The sequence below is a fragment of the Paeniglutamicibacter quisquiliarum genome, from assembly GCF_019084045.1.
GTDB classification, from domain to species: Bacteria; Actinomycetota; Actinomycetes; order Actinomycetales; family Micrococcaceae; genus Paeniglutamicibacter; species Paeniglutamicibacter quisquiliarum.
The window spans coordinates 269,362-282,192 of the sequence record NZ_JAHRED010000004.1; the positions used below are offsets into that span (position 1 = coordinate 269,362).

General features: G+C 67.5%; 14 protein-coding genes and 3 tRNA genes. 5 read left to right on the top strand and 12 right to left on the bottom strand.

Annotated features, from left to right (window positions below; translation table 11 throughout):
* The first annotated feature begins 1 nt into the window (after position 1).
* Both KRR55_RS10005 and KRR55_RS10010 read left to right on the top strand, forming a co-directional pair.
* Positions 2-853, top strand: coding sequence for a DUF8083 family protein (locus KRR55_RS10005; RefSeq protein WP_217388934.1), 852 nt, complete (start codon positions 2-4; stop codon positions 851-853).
* 47 nt (positions 854-900) lie between these two features.
* On the top strand, positions 901-1,902 hold the full coding sequence (locus KRR55_RS10010; RefSeq protein WP_217388935.1) for a YdcF family protein: 1,002 nt from the start codon (positions 901-903) through the stop codon (positions 1,900-1,902).
* A 10-nt stretch (positions 1,903-1,912) separates the two neighbouring features.
* On the opposite strand, the gene KRR55_RS10015 is transcribed toward KRR55_RS10010, so the two are convergent.
* From KRR55_RS10015 to KRR55_RS10050, 8 genes are all read right to left on the bottom strand, one after another.
* Positions 1,913-2,527 carry a hypothetical protein gene (locus KRR55_RS10015; protein WP_217388936.1) on the bottom strand — a complete coding sequence of 205 codons (615 nt, stop codon included), beginning with the start codon at positions 2,525-2,527 and terminating at the stop codon, positions 1,913-1,915.
* A complete protein-coding gene (locus tag KRR55_RS10020; protein WP_217388937.1) occupies positions 2,524-3,099 on the bottom strand; it encodes a hypothetical protein in 576 nt (191 codons plus the stop codon). Before KRR55_RS10020 ends, KRR55_RS10015 begins: the two co-directional genes overlap by 4 nt.
* Positions 3,099-3,464 carry a hypothetical protein gene (locus KRR55_RS10025; protein WP_217388938.1) on the bottom strand — a complete coding sequence of 122 codons (366 nt, stop codon included), beginning with the start codon at positions 3,462-3,464 and terminating at the stop codon, positions 3,099-3,101. The genes KRR55_RS10020 and KRR55_RS10025 overlap by 1 nt, the downstream gene beginning before the upstream one ends.
* Positions 3,461-3,652: a hypothetical protein gene (locus KRR55_RS10030; protein WP_217388939.1), complete on the bottom strand. Its 192-nt coding sequence runs from the start codon at positions 3,650-3,652 to the stop codon at positions 3,461-3,463. The genes KRR55_RS10025 and KRR55_RS10030 overlap by 4 nt, the downstream gene beginning before the upstream one ends.
* Positions 3,649-4,086, bottom strand: coding sequence for an Asp23/Gls24 family envelope stress response protein (locus KRR55_RS10035; RefSeq protein WP_217388940.1), 438 nt, complete (start codon positions 4,084-4,086; stop codon positions 3,649-3,651). Before KRR55_RS10035 ends, KRR55_RS10030 begins: the two co-directional genes overlap by 4 nt.
* A 212-nt stretch (positions 4,087-4,298) precedes the next feature.
* Positions 4,299-4,374, bottom strand: a tRNA-Phe gene (locus KRR55_RS10040).
* A 55-nt stretch (positions 4,375-4,429) separates the two neighbouring features.
* Positions 4,430-4,503 (bottom strand) — tRNA-Asp (locus KRR55_RS10045).
* An 80-nt stretch (positions 4,504-4,583) separates the two neighbouring features.
* A tRNA-Glu gene (locus tag KRR55_RS10050) sits at positions 4,584-4,656 on the bottom strand.
* 183 nt (positions 4,657-4,839) lie between these two features.
* Here KRR55_RS10050 and KRR55_RS10055 point away from each other — a divergent pair.
* Entirely contained in the window at positions 4,840-5,211 is a 372-nt protein-coding gene (locus tag KRR55_RS10055; RefSeq protein ID WP_217388941.1) for a metallopeptidase family protein, read from the top strand.
* Positions 5,212-5,647: 436 nt separating this feature from the next.
* Positions 5,648-7,315, top strand: coding sequence for an NlpC/P60 family protein (locus tag KRR55_RS10060; protein WP_217388942.1), 1,668 nt, complete (start codon positions 5,648-5,650; stop codon positions 7,313-7,315).
* Positions 7,316-7,400: 85 nt separating this feature from the next.
* On the opposite strand, the gene KRR55_RS10065 is transcribed toward KRR55_RS10060, so the two are convergent.
* Positions 7,401-8,372 (bottom strand): universal stress protein, encoded by a 972-nt coding sequence (locus KRR55_RS10065; RefSeq protein ID WP_217388943.1) that lies wholly within the window; start codon positions 8,370-8,372, stop codon positions 7,401-7,403.
* 170 nt (positions 8,373-8,542) lie between these two features.
* Between KRR55_RS10065 and KRR55_RS10070 the strand changes: the two genes are divergently transcribed.
* Positions 8,543-10,015 (top strand): NCS2 family permease, encoded by a 1,473-nt coding sequence (locus KRR55_RS10070; RefSeq protein WP_217388944.1) that lies wholly within the window; start codon positions 8,543-8,545, stop codon positions 10,013-10,015.
* Positions 10,016-10,105: 90 nt separating this feature from the next.
* On the opposite strand, the gene KRR55_RS10075 is transcribed toward KRR55_RS10070, so the two are convergent.
* The 3 genes from KRR55_RS10075 to KRR55_RS10085 all read right to left on the bottom strand — a co-directional run bounded on the left by KRR55_RS10075 (position 10,106) and on the right by KRR55_RS10085 (position 12,756).
* Complete coding sequence (locus KRR55_RS10075) at positions 10,106-11,239, bottom strand: methyltransferase (protein WP_217388945.1); 1,134 nt, start codon at positions 11,237-11,239, stop codon at positions 10,106-10,108.
* 124 nt (positions 11,240-11,363) lie between these two features.
* Positions 11,364-12,242 carry a spermidine synthase gene (locus KRR55_RS10080; protein WP_217388946.1) on the bottom strand — a complete coding sequence of 293 codons (879 nt, stop codon included), beginning with the start codon at positions 12,240-12,242 and terminating at the stop codon, positions 11,364-11,366.
* The gene (locus KRR55_RS10085; protein ID WP_217388947.1) at positions 12,235-12,756 is read right to left on the bottom strand and encodes a GNAT family N-acetyltransferase; all 522 of its coding nucleotides are present in this window, start codon (positions 12,754-12,756) and stop codon (positions 12,235-12,237) included. Before KRR55_RS10085 ends, KRR55_RS10080 begins: the two co-directional genes overlap by 8 nt.
* Positions 12,757-12,831: the final 75 nt, after the last annotated feature.

The following is a 12,831-nucleotide window of genomic DNA, read 5'->3' on the forward strand; positions in this document are numbered from 1 at the left end:
CATGGTGCAGGTCAGCGGAGCTAACCGGCGGGCCCTCCCGCCGACCTCCTACCTGCGCATTTTTGAGCCGCTGCGGGCCTTTTCGGATTCCGACCAGCGGCTGGCGGTGGCCAGCGGCCGGACCAACCGCGAGGCCATGGAAGACGCGAGCGCCGCCGCGGCGCTGCAACGCCTCACCCGGCCGGCCTCCGACCCGTTCCCGCACCTGCACAACGAGACCTTCCGCAAGCTGGTCACCACCTCCTGGGACGGGACCGTCAACACCCTGTACTGCCCCGACCAACTGGCCACCCGCACCATCCTTGCCTCGGAACAGCTCGACGGATCCATGCGCCCGGCACTGCTGGAACTGCTGGTTCCCGACGCCGCCCGCGCGGCAAACGCGCTGCGCGTGGACCGGCAGCGCTTCACCGACGACCTGGCCCACATGCATACCCGCACCGCGACCTGGGGCATCCCCTTTGGCTGGTTGATCCTGGTGCACGAGGACGACGAGGTGGATGTCATCGAGGACGGCGAGGAGCTGCTCGCCAGCCGGATCTACACGCCCCTGCCCCAGGCCCTGGACCGGGTCCGCTATGCGGCGGCGACCCTGGCCATCCATGCACCGGAAATGGACCTGCTGGACGAGCTTGCCTCGCTGAGCGAATGGCTGCAGCTCTTTGACCAGGAATCGGTGGTCGAGCTCGACTACGGGCGCATCGCGGCGCTGGTCTGGCCCGACGATTCACCGCACGACCTGCGTCTGGGCATCGAGTCGCTGGCCGAATCCGACCTGACCGGGGCCGCCGCGTCCTACCGCCGGCTTTCGAACCGGTGGCTGGCGGTTCGCCAGCTGGCGCGCGCCAACTAGTCCGCGTCCCGGGCCGGGGTGCCGCCCGCGCTTGATAGTCTCGGACGGTGTCGTTCATCCCCGCGTTGCTGCTCTTTGCCCTGTATTTCCTCCTGCGCCGGCGCGACCGCCGGATGCTGCGCAACGGGGTGGTGCTGGTGGCCGCCTGCTACCTGGCCCTGATCGAGATCGGCAATCTGCTCTCCCGCTGGGTTCCGGGCATGTCATACGTTTTTCTGGTGGTCCTGGCACTGGCCCCGCTGGCAATCCTGGCGCTGGCAGCCACCCTGCTCCGCAACGGAGCGGTGATGCTCAAGTCCGAAGGCAGGCGGCTGGGCAACCTGTTGTCCCTTGTGGCGGGGCTGCTGCTCGTCGCGTTACCGCCCCTGGCGCTATTGCTGGTGCTCACCATGAGCCCCCTGGGGATCGGGCTGGCCGCCTTGCTCTTTTTCCTCTGCAGCTATTTCGGCGTGGTGTTCGTGGTCTTCCTGGCCTATGCCGTCGTCTACGGGCGCATGCCCTTCAAGGAATCGCCGCAGGGAATCGTGGTGCTGGGCTCGCGGCTGGTCGATGGCGGGGTCCCGCCGTTGCTGCGCAGCCGCCTGGACAAGGCGCTGGAGATTTACCACCGCACCACGCCCCGCCCGCTGCTGATCCCTTCCGGCGGCCAGGGCCATGACGAGCCCCTGCCAGAGGGCGTGGCCATGGCGGACTACCTGGTTGGCGCCGGGGCCGCGCGGGATGACGTCGCGGTGGAGGACAAGGCCGTGAACACGGAGGAAAACCTCATGTTTTCCACGAAGCTCTTTGCGGAAGCCGGGCGCAGCGGGCCGCTGCTGGCTGTCACCAACAACTACCACGTGCTGCGGGCGGCCCTGCTGGCCCGCCGGCTGGGAATCGAGGCCGAGGTGGTGGGCTCGCCCACCGCAAAGTACTACCTTCCCAGTGCATTCCTGCGCGAGTACGTGGCGGTGCTGGTGGAGCACAAGTGGCTGCACGCGTTGCTCTGCCTGCCCTTCATGGGGTTCACCGCCTTGCTGGTCATGGCGGTCATCGCGAACCAGGGCTAGCCGAGCCCGGCTACAGGACGCGCTCGACCCGGGCGAAACGGGAACGGGTGCCCACCGCCAGGTACACCACCACGGGCCCGCTGACACCCAGGGCCTGTTGGACCACCTGCGCTGCCCGGGCCACGTCCCGGCCCAGGGGCCCGGGAGCGGTGCCCTTGCGCGGCTGGACCTTGATCCGCAGGCCGGCGGCCGGTTCCAGCTCCCAGACACTGACTCCGATCGAGATGACGTCGTTGCGCCGCCCCAGGACATGCCGCAGCGCCTGCTCAACCGCGGTTTGGGAGATCTCGACGCGCCCGGGCATGGGCTCGTCGTCGAAGTACGCCGACACGTAGTCGCCGCCGCGGCCGCGGCCCTGCACCGCGATCCACCACAGCACCAACAGGATCAGGCAGAGCAGCAGGGCGGCGATGAGGATCCACAACCAGGATTCCCTCTGCCCCGGAAGGGTGGTGGCCGCAAGGACGTCGTTGGCCCGTGCACCCACGTCGGCCGCGACCCGTCGCCACCCGCCGGCGTAGACCGGCGAAATGCAGGCCAGCAGTAGGTGTGCGCCGCATGCCAGCAGCGCCAGACCCAGGATGGAGAGCAGGATCCGGTTGAGGAGTCGCGGAGTGCGGTTCATTGGCCGATCACCCCGCGTTCGGCAACCCTGATGTGGACCTGCGGCAGCGGCTCGACCAGGTTGGTGCGCAGCTCGTCCTCCAGGCCGGCCACGACGAGTGCCGGGTTGATGGGCGTGCCGGAGGTCGGGCTCAGCTGCACGTCGACACGGTCGCGGTTCACGGTGACAAGTGCCTGGCCCGGCCCCACGCCCGCCTCGGCGCGTGCGCGCCTGGCCAGCGACGCCGCAAGCACCTGGTCGTCGACGACGAGGACACCGTCCTCGCAGGCAAGCGCGTGGCGGGCGTGGCGCCCGCGGCGCAGCCCGTGCAGCAGCAGCACCAGGCCAAGGAACGCGGCACAGAGGCCAATGGCCACCTGGGCCGCGGGCTCCAGGCGCCCGGGCAGCGTCGAGCCCCAGTGCCACCAGGTGTCCGGGGCGGCCAGCCATGCTTCCTGGCCCAGGGCCCTGAGCGCCACCTCCAAAAGGGCGTATAGGCAGCCCAGCAGGGCGAGCAATGCCACGGCGATGGCGGCCGGTGAGCGGCCGCTGGTGAGCTCTCGTTCCCTGATGCCTGCGTTGTCCTCCCGCATTAGCGCCTCCGTTCCGCGGCGGCGTCCACGATTCCGGTGACCCGCACGTCCACCCGGCTGACCAGGGAGCCGGTCAACTCGCTGAACTGCTTGCCGATCTCGCCCCGCCGGCTGCGCACCCGGTCAAGGACGGTAGATCCGGGGGACACCGTGGGCCCGGCCAACGGCAGTGGCAGGTGGACGGTCAGCGCCAGGTAGCCGGCATCGTCGCGCAGAAACGCCCGAACTAGTCCGGGGCGCACGCCAAAGACGCTGGCCGCCACCGCCCGCGCGGTGCCGGTGAGCGCTTGTGCGCTGACCCGGGTGTGCCCGGCGCGGGGAACACTCGCCGCCTGCTGCACCGCCGGTGGGACGCCCTGGCTCATGACGAGGATCGTCGCCCGGTCAGGGCGTCAAGGATTGCCCGCATGTCGACCCGCCCGCCGGCGACCCTGGACAGCAGGGCGCCGATGGACATGAACAATGCCATCAGGAGGAAGCCTCCCAGTCCGTGCTCAAGTGCGGCCCAGGCCAGGATGGCCCCCACGAGCGCGCCAATGAGTGTTGCTTTCATGCCAACCCTTCCGCCGCCGCGTTGCGCCGTTTTTCGGATACGGGCTCGGGGGCGGGAATATGCACGTCCCCGATTTCGATGTTTACCTCAATGACTTCGAAGTCCGTGAGGTCCTGGACGGCGCTGAATACAGCCTCGCGCACCGCCGTCGCCAGGTCGTGCAGGCGGTACCCGTACGTCGCGGTGAGCATCATGTCTATCGCGACCTGGCGTGTGCCGACTTCCACGCTGACCCCATGCGCGGGCTCGGTGGCGGAACCCACCGCGCCGCGCAGGGCGCCCAGCGCCCGCGAGGTTCCCAGCCCCAGGGAATGCACCCCGGGAATGGCGCGCGCGGCGGCCGCTGCGACCTTGGCGACGGCCAGGTCGGTGATTCTCGTTGTTCCGCTGGCTTCGGTTTCGGGCAGGTTGTGCACCGAAAGTTCACGATCCATGGGTCCGGTCCTTTCTGCGCTCGCCTCGCCATGCTCGGCGTACGCCCCCAGCCTACAGCCGATTGTGATGGACATCGCAAGAATTGGCGGGTGGGTTGGGGTTCCGCGGACGCCGCCGGCAATTTTCCGGGGACGCTGGGGCGGCAGGGGCGAACGATTCCGAACATGATTGGTTAAAGCAAAAACCCCCTTGAAAACAAGGGGGTTTTAGATGGTGGCTCCGACCGGCGTCGATCCGGTGACCTTTCGATTTTCAGTCGAACGCTCTACCAACTGAGCTACAGAGCCTGGCATCATCAGGCTAGATGATCACCCGATCTTCCGGCGAACCGGAAAACCTAAGCGACCCTGACGGGACTTGAACCCGCGACCTCCGCCGTGACAGGGCGGCGCGCTAACCAACTGCGCTACAGGGCCTTATTCGCGAAGTCTCCCTCGCTCACAAGACAAGAACTCTACCAGAGCTTTTCGCTCCAACAAAATCCAGATTTCGTGCGTACCCCCAACGGGATTCGAACCCGTGCCGCTGCCGTGAAAGGGCAGTGTCCTAGGCCGCTAGACGATGGGGGCCAGGAACCACCGCGTTGGATTACTCCGCCGCAGTGGACTCAAATAACTATAGAGGTAAATTTCCCACCGCGCAAAACGGGGCGCGCGTGACGATCGGCACAGTTGCCTATGCCCCGGCTTCCCGCCCTTCACCTCGTTGAACTGCCTTCGAAACCCGGTCAGGCAATAGGTAGAGTGCAAAGCATGGGGTACGAAATGTCTGATGACGAGTTTGAGCGTGTGGCCGAACGCGCCCTGGATGAAATTCCCGGGGCCCTGTTGTCCATGATGGAGAACGTCGCCATCTTCATCGAGGATGCGTACAAGCCGTTGCCCGGCGAGGATCCCGCAACCAAACTGCTGGGGCTTTATGAGGGAATCTCCCTCACCGAACGCGATTCGGGATGGGACGCAGGGGCAATGCCCGACCGCATCACCATTTTCAAGGACGCAATCCTTGAGATCTGCTCCACCGAGAAACAGGTTGTCGAAGAGGTTGGCATCACGATCGTTCACGAGATTGCCCACCATTTCGGCATCGACGACGAACGGCTGCACGATCTCGGGTGGGGCTAGGCCAGCGGCCCGGGCGGAAAGCGCTCGCGGCCAACACGGGATCCCCCGTTGCCCGCCAACGAACGTCATTTCCGGGTTGTCGGCATGCATTGGTCCGGCCCGTTCCGATATCCACCACGCGCCCCCGATAGCCCCCATCGGCCGGCGTCGGCGGACGTCCGGCTAAAAGGCGAGGGACTCGACACTCCGCCCTGACCTATGGCGACCCGTTCCAGGGAGGCTGGGCCATTTCGAAAATTCGCCAAAAAACCGAGAAAATTACCGAATAATTACACCGTTGTAATTGTAGTTATTGATGTGACTGGTGTTGCCAGTGTGAATAGTTTTCCCATAAGGTGCTAGAGGAAGCAGCGATCAGGCCGCACCGTTCCGGCCATATTTCCCGCATCTGTTGCGGGACTTGCACAACGATCGCCGAGGTAAGGAACAACACGGCATGGCAATCAGGGAAACACTGGGCGTCGCCGCCTGCTCAATTGCATTGGCCGCCACGTGCTTTTCGGGCGCGTTCCCGGCAGCAGCGGCAACGCCTACAGCACCAAGAACCCTTAGTGTCGTGATGGAGCCCAGCTCTTCCAACACCGCGCTCCCCACCCAGGCACAGTTGCAGAGCGCCAAGTCCGATCCGGAGGCGCTCAAGGCGCTGGTCGAACAGCTAGAGGCCCGCATCGAATCCGGGCGCCAGGGCATCATCACCGCCGAGGCCGCCGCCCTGGACGCCCAGGACAACTTGCTGGCCGCCGATGAACTGCTCGCCGAACGCACCCAGGCCGCCACCGAAGCCGCCACCGAGGCGGAAAAGGCCACCGAGTACCTGCTCTCGAGCAAGAAGGACGTCGGGGCGCTGGCCTCGGACCTGTACCGCAACGGTGGCATCAATCCGGGCGTTGTCACCTTGCTGGAAGACTCCAAGGACAACGACGTCCTGTACAAGGCCTCCACCATGGACGCGTTGAGCGCCAACCGCACCCTGACGGTCAGCAACGCCGAGGACGCCGCAGCACTGTGGACCGCATGGCAGGACTATGCCGCTGCCGCGGCCAAGGCCGCCGACGAAGCCACCGCCGCCCAGCAAATCGCCGCGGCAGACGCCTCGTCGACGCTTTCCAGCTACCAGGCCTCCGTTGCGCCCCAGGAACAACTCCGAGAGGAGCTCATCGGGCAACTGGCCTACCTGCACGAGGTCGACGCCAGCGAGGAAGCCGAGCGCATTGCCGCCAAGGAAGCGGAGGCCGAGGCCAGGAAACTCCAGGAACTGATCGAGAACGCACCCCAGGCCAAGCCCCTTGAGGCCACGCGGAGCCAGGCACCCGAGATCAAGCCGCTGGCTGCCCCGCCCAAGGTCCCCACCGAACGCCCGCAGAACCAGTCACTGGTTCCCAAGCCTGCCGCACCCAAGGCCCCGCAGCTCACCGTCGCGATTCCGCCGACCGAAGAACCGGCACCGGCCAAGCCCGTCGAGGAGAAGCCCAAGGCCACCCCGAAGCCAACTCCCGCGCCCGAGCCGCCACGGGAAACCGTCAAGCCGAAGCCCAAGCCGGCCCCGGAGCCCGAGGCCCCGAAGGAAACGGTCAAGCCGAAGCCCAAACCCAAGCCGGCTCCCGAGCCCGAGGCCCCGAAGGAAACGGTCAAGCCGAAGCCCAAGCCGACGATTGCTCCGCAGGCCCCGAAACCGTCAATCAAGCCCAAGCCCGAGCCCACCCAGGAGCCCGAGGCGCCGCAGTCGTCCGGCAACTACAACGCCGCCTTCTCCTGGGGCCGCATGATCGCCAACGATGAATCCAAGCAGTACAGGTACGGTGCCAACGGCCCCGACTTCTACGACTGCTCGTCCTTCACCAAGGCGGCATACGCCAAGTCAGGCATCTACCTGCCGCGGACCTCGTCGCAGCAGTATGCGGCCGCTCCGACGAAGGTCCCGCTGAGCCAGCTGCGCCCCGGCGACCTGGTCTTCTCCTCGTCCAATGGCGGGAACTCGTTCTACCATGTCGCCATCTACCTTGGCGGCGGACAGGTCCTGCACGCGCGGAACCCGAACAGCGGCATCTCCGTGACGCCGCTGAGCTACGTCAACAACCTGCACTCCTACGCGGGACGCTACTAGGAAACACACCGCACCAGGGACTTATGCGTGAGGGCGTGGCAACCAATGGTTGCCACGCCCTCACGCATTGGATAGCTCGAAAGGCCTAGAGGCCGTTGGCCCTGTCCTCGAATTCCTGGCGGGAGGCCAGACGCGGGTCGTCCCCGTCGGGGACCACCATGACCGGGCCCTTCGAGTGGTGCAGCACGCCCTGGCTGGTCGAGCCCAGCAGCATCCCCGCGAAGCCGCCGCGGCCGCGCGAGCCGGTGACCAGCAGCAGTGCGGACTCGGATTCGCGGATCAGGATTTCCACCGGGGCACCGTCGATGACGTCGGTTTCGATCTCGAGGCCCGGGAACAGGCTCTGCAGCCAGGCCTTGCCGATCCCCATCTGGTGGCGCACGTCGGCGGTGACGGCCTCCTGGTCAACGGTTGCCGGCATCCAGGCCAGCGCTCCGCTGATCGGGGCCAGGGCACACACCACGCGCAAGGCCAGGCCGCGGGAGGCCGCGAGCTCGGCGGCAACCAGCACCGCCAGGCGCGCCCGGTCGGATCCGTCGACACCGACGACGATCCGGTCCTGGACCATCGTGGCATCCTCGTCGCGCTTGGACACGCACAATGGAACCACGACCGTGGGGCACTTTGCGTGTGCCGGCAACGCGCTGGAAACCGAGCCGAGCAGCCTGCCCACGAAGCCTCCGCGACCGCGGGTTCCGACCACGACAAGTTCGGCCTGGCGGCTCAGGTCCAGCAGTACCCCGGCGGGATCGCCCGACTCGATGTAGGTGCGCACCGTGATGTCCATGTCGGTGATCGTGGCCCGTGCCTGGCGGACGACCTCCTCCGCGCCGTTGCGGATCAGTTGGTCATCCAGCGTGGCATAGCCGGCATCCATGGAGGACGCGGCGAAAACCGGGATCGTGTACGCGGTCACGATATTCAGGACGCTTCCGCGCCGCTTGGCTTCCTGTGCCGCCCATTTCAGGGCGCAAAGGCCTTGGTCCGAACCGTCGACGCCGACAACGATTCCTTCGATGACCTCGGCGCCACCCTGGGACTTGGTGTTTTCGCTCATCGTCTTCACTCCTACGTGTAACGGTCTGAGTCCTCCCGGGCTTCCCCCGTACGAGGTCCCGTACTCCCATTGTTCACCACAGTGTGACGTGGGTCTATCCGCAATCGAGCGTGGCGCATTTCTCCCCGGTTTTTTCGCCTAGCGGCGTAAACCCGCACTATAATTCCCACATGCCCCCTCAGGAAAAAACCCTCCCCCAAAGGACCGACCTGTCGCGTTTGGACCGGTATTTCAAGATCACCGAACGCGGCTCGAACTACTCGCGGGAGATCCGCGGCGGCTTCGCCACCTTCTTCGCCATGAGCTACATCGTGGTGCTCAACCCGCTGATTCTTTCCGGTGCCGACTCCAACGGCGACGCGCTGGGCTCGGCCCGTGTCGCCGCCGTCACCGCGCTGGTTGCCGGCATCATGACGATCCTCATGGGGGCCTGGGCCAAGCACCCGTTCGCCATGGCCGCCGGACTGGGCGTCAACGCCTTCATCGCCGTCACTGTTGCCGCCAACCCGGGACTCACCTGGCCCGACGTCATGGGTCTTGTCATCATTTCCGGTGTCACCATGCTGGTGCTGGTGCTCACCGGTTTCCGGACCGCCGTGTTCAACGCGGTCCCCACCAGCCTCAAGTCGGCCATCGTGGTCGGCATCGGCATGTTCATCGCCCTCATCGGCTTGGTCAATGCGGGTTTCGTGCGCCGCGTCCCCGACGCCGCAGGAACCACCGTCCCGGTGGGCCTGGGCTTTGACGGCTCGCTGGTAGGCTGGCCGATCCTGGTGTTCATCGTTGGCCTGCTGCTCACCATCGCCCTGGTGGTGCGCCAGACCAAGGGCGCTATCCTCATCGGCATCGTGGTCTCGGCGATCCTGGCAAACATCCTCGAGGCCGTCTTCGACATCGGCCCCTCCTTCGACGCGGCCACCGGCACGGCGGACCCGCAGGGCTGGTCGCTGGTGGCCCCCTCGATGCCCACCTGGGCGCTTCCCGACCTGTCCCTGGTGGGCCAGGCAAACGTCTTCGGCGCCTTCAGCACCCTGGGCGCCACCTCCGCCCTGCTGCTGGCCTTCGTGATCCTGCTGTCGATCTTCTTCGACGCCATGGGCACCATGGTGGGCCTGGCCAACGAGGCCGGCACGGTGGATGAGAACGGGAACATCCCGGACGTGGACAAGGTGCTGCTGGTTGACGCCATGGGTGCGGTCGTCGGCGGCGGCGCCTCGGGCTCCTCGAGCCAGATCTACGTCGAATCCGGGGCCGGCATCGGCGAGGGCGCCCGCACGGGCCTGGCCTCCATCGTCACCGGTGTCCTGTTCCTGGCCGCAATGTTCCTCACCCCGCTGATCCACCTGGTGCCCTTCGAGGCCGTCGCGCCGGCCCTGGTGGTCGTCGGGTTCATGATGATCTCGCACGTGTCCAAGATCGACTGGAGCGACTGGGGCGTTGCCATTCCGGCGTTCCTGACGTTCGTGCTGATGCCGTTCACCTATTCGATCGCCAACGGCATCGGGGCGGGCTTCGTCGCCTACGTCTTCATCCGCTCCGTCCAGGGCCGGGCCCGCGAGGTGCACCCGCTGATGTGGGCCGTCGCAGGCGCCTTCGTGCTGTTCTTCGGCATCGGCGTCATCGAGCAGGCCATCGGCATCTAGGCACGCCAACCACGCACAAGACCACGGAAGCGGGCAGGGGACTCAAGTCCCCTGCCCGCTTCCCCTTTGCCCCGCGACCCGGAGGGGCGGCTACCTCACGCCGAGTTTCCACAGCGAGGTGACCTCGCCGGAGCGTTCCACGTGAAACGGGTCCGAGGCATCGGCCGCCCGCCCGTGGGCGGGGACGGTGTCGTCGCGGCCCAGCACCACCAGGCCTGCGTCCTGGATCCATCCCAGCAGTTCCCCGCGGGTGCGCAACCCCAGCCGCTCGGCCAGGTCGGAAATGACCAGCCAGCCCTGCCCGCCCTCGGCCAGGTGGTCGGGCAACTGCGCGAGGAAGGCGCGCAGCATCGCCGACTTGGGGTCGTAGACCGCGTAGTCAAGCAGTGTCTGCGGGGTGCCCGGCAGCCACGGCGGGTTGCACACCACGACGTCCGCACGGCCCTCGGGGAACATGTCCTGCTTCACGGCCCGCGCCCGGTCCCCCAGGCCCAGCGCCGCCAGGTTCGCCTGCGCGCAGGCCACGGCCCGGTCCTGCGAGTCGGTGCCGATGACCTCGGCAACCCCGCGCCGGGCCAGGATTGCCGCCAGCACCCCGGTTCCGGTGCCGATGTCGAAGGCCAGCCCGAGGCCGGGAAGTTCGGCGCGCGCCACCAGGTCCAGGTATTCGCCGCGCACCGGGGCGAAGGTGCCGTAGTGGGGGTGGATCCTCGCATCCAGCGCCGGGACGTGCAGCCCGGTGCTGCGCCACTGCTGGGCGCCGATGGCACCGAGCAGTTCCTGCAGCGAAACCACCACGGGTTCGGCCACGGGCCCGAAGGCGTTGGTCCAGGCCTCGGTGACATCCGGGGCGCGGCGCAAGGTAACGGCGGGTCCGGGGCCCACCGGGACCAACAGCATGGACAGGATCCGCGCCCGGTGCGTGCGTGCCTGGCGGTACTTGTAGAAACGCTCGGCGGTGGTGGGGGCCGCCGCGTTGCGCTTGGCCTTGGTCCCGGCCGGGATGCGGCGGGCGATGGCGCTCAGCAGCTGGCGGGCGTTGTGGTAGTCCCCGGTGAACAGCATGCCGGTGCCATTGGTGGCCATCCGGTAGGCCTCGTCGGCCCCCAGGGAGTCGTCGACCTCGACGATGTTCTTCGGCGGCGGGGCGGCGTTGGCCGAGGACCACAACGCCGTCCGGTCCAGGCCGCTATGTGTCCAGGTAACTGTTGCGGGGGTGTTCATGGCGGTGCTGGCGCTCCTGCTCAACGGGGGTGGGATGGGTGCCGCGAAACGTCGGCGCAGTGGATCCAAGCCTATAGTGGGCGGCGGGCCGGCACCCGCTGCCGGGCCTGGCCCTGCCGCATCGCTACACCGCGGTGGCGTGGCGCGCGAAGGTGCGCACCGTGGCGTCGTCCCAGTGTTGGGCGGGGACGCCGCCGCCGAGCAGTTCGCGGATGAACTCCGGGCCCGCCGGGATCGGCGCGTTGGAGCCGGCAATGATGACGTTTCCGTGGCGCCTGCCCTTGAGCATGGTCGGGTCCGCCACGATGGCCACGTGCTTGAAGACCGCGCCGATGGTGGCTGCCTCGCGCCGGGCGTTTTCCAGCGCCGGGGTGTCCCCGCAATTGACCACATACAGGCCCGTCTCGTCCAGCACCCGGGCCGCATGCGCGGTGAAGGCCAGGGTGGTCAGGTCCCGCGGCGTCTGGTCCCCGGCGAAGACGTCGCGGATGACCAGGTCGCGCGTGGCGTCGGTGAGCGTTGCAAGCACTGCGCCTGCCTCCCCGACGCGGATGCGCAGCAGCGGGGCGCGCGGCAGGTCGAACCAGGCCCGCACCAGGGCGGCGAGCTTGCCGTCCAGCTCCACCACGACCTGGCGGGCATTGGGGTAGGTCACCGACGCCCAGCGCGCCATGGAACAGGCACCGCCGCCCAGGTGCAGGGCGCGCAGCTTGTGCCCCTGCGCCTCGACCTGCGCCGGGTTGAAGCGGGAGCGGATGAGGGCCGCGATCCAGCGCATGTATTCGAAGTCCAGGTGCCCCGGCGCGGCAAGGTCAACGTGCGAGGAGGGGACGTCGTTGATCCGCAGCAGCCAGCCGGTGGGCGAATAGTGGTCGCGTTCCAGTTCGGCGGTGCCGGTGTCGATGGGGTAGATCCCCTCGACGGGGCCGTCCTGGGGCGCCGCGGGGGCGTCGGCCTGGACAGCGGAGGCGTTCTTGGCGCGCTTGTTCTTGCCCTTAGCCACGGTGTGCGCCACGGCGGACCATGCGGAGCTCGTTCAGTCCGCTCCAGTCGTCGGCGAGTGCCTCGACCCTGCCGTCGGCGGCAAATCCGTGCTTGGCATAGAAGGCGTGGGCGCGCGGGTTGTGCTCGAGGACCCAGAGCACCGCGGCACGGTCCCCCAGCACGGCCTCAAGCAGCTGGCCGCCCAGCCCGGTGCCGTGGTGGGCGGCCAGGACGTAGAGCAGCTGCAATTCGATGCCGATCCCGGTGTCCGCGTCGTCGTCGGCTGCCGGGCCGCCGCCGGCGACCCCGACGATGTCCCCGGCGGTGTCGGTGGCAATCCACAGCTCGGCACCCTGGGCCAGCCCGCGGATCCACCAGTCGGCCTGCTGTTCAAGGGCGGCGCGGGCATTGGCAAAGAATGATGCGGGCCGTTGGCTGCCATAGGCCTCTTCCCAGGCCTTCAGCTTCATCTGAAGTGCGGCAGGGATGTCTTCGGGCACGGCAAGGCGAATGGCATAGGGCTCTGTAGTCACAGGGGCAAGCCTATGTGCTTCGGGGGCCGGGCGACGAAAGCCGTGATGCACCTCAACGGGTGGCCGCGGTGCGGC

Coding starts and splice junctions, on each gene's coding strand:
- KRR55_RS10070 (WP_217388944.1), top strand. CDS start 8,543: ATGCCCCCTCAGGAAAAAACCCTCCCCCAAAGGACCGACCTGTCGCGT.
- KRR55_RS10020 (WP_217388937.1), bottom strand. CDS start 3,099: ATGCGGGAGGACAACGCAGGCATCAGGGAACGAGAGCTCACCAGCGGC.
- KRR55_RS10060 (WP_217388942.1), top strand. CDS start 5,648: ATGGCAATCAGGGAAACACTGGGCGTCGCCGCCTGCTCAATTGCATTG.
- KRR55_RS10035 (WP_217388940.1), bottom strand. CDS start 4,086: ATGGATCGTGAACTTTCGGTGCACAACCTGCCCGAAACCGAAGCCAGC.
- KRR55_RS10075 (WP_217388945.1), bottom strand. CDS start 11,239: ATGAACACCCCCGCAACAGTTACCTGGACACATAGCGGCCTGGACCGG.
- KRR55_RS10015 (WP_217388936.1), bottom strand. CDS start 2,527: ATGAACCGCACTCCGCGACTCCTCAACCGGATCCTGCTCTCCATCCTG.
- KRR55_RS10065 (WP_217388943.1), bottom strand. CDS start 8,372: ATGAGCGAAAACACCAAGTCCCAGGGTGGCGCCGAGGTCATCGAAGGA.
- KRR55_RS10030 (WP_217388939.1), bottom strand. CDS start 3,652: ATGAAAGCAACACTCATTGGCGCGCTCGTGGGGGCCATCCTGGCCTGG.
- KRR55_RS10055 (WP_217388941.1), top strand. CDS start 4,840: ATGGGGTACGAAATGTCTGATGACGAGTTTGAGCGTGTGGCCGAACGC.
- KRR55_RS10025 (WP_217388938.1), bottom strand. CDS start 3,464: ATGAGCCAGGGCGTCCCACCGGCGGTGCAGCAGGCGGCGAGTGTTCCC.
- KRR55_RS10005 (WP_217388934.1), top strand. CDS start 2: ATGGTGCAGGTCAGCGGAGCTAACCGGCGGGCCCTCCCGCCGACCTCC.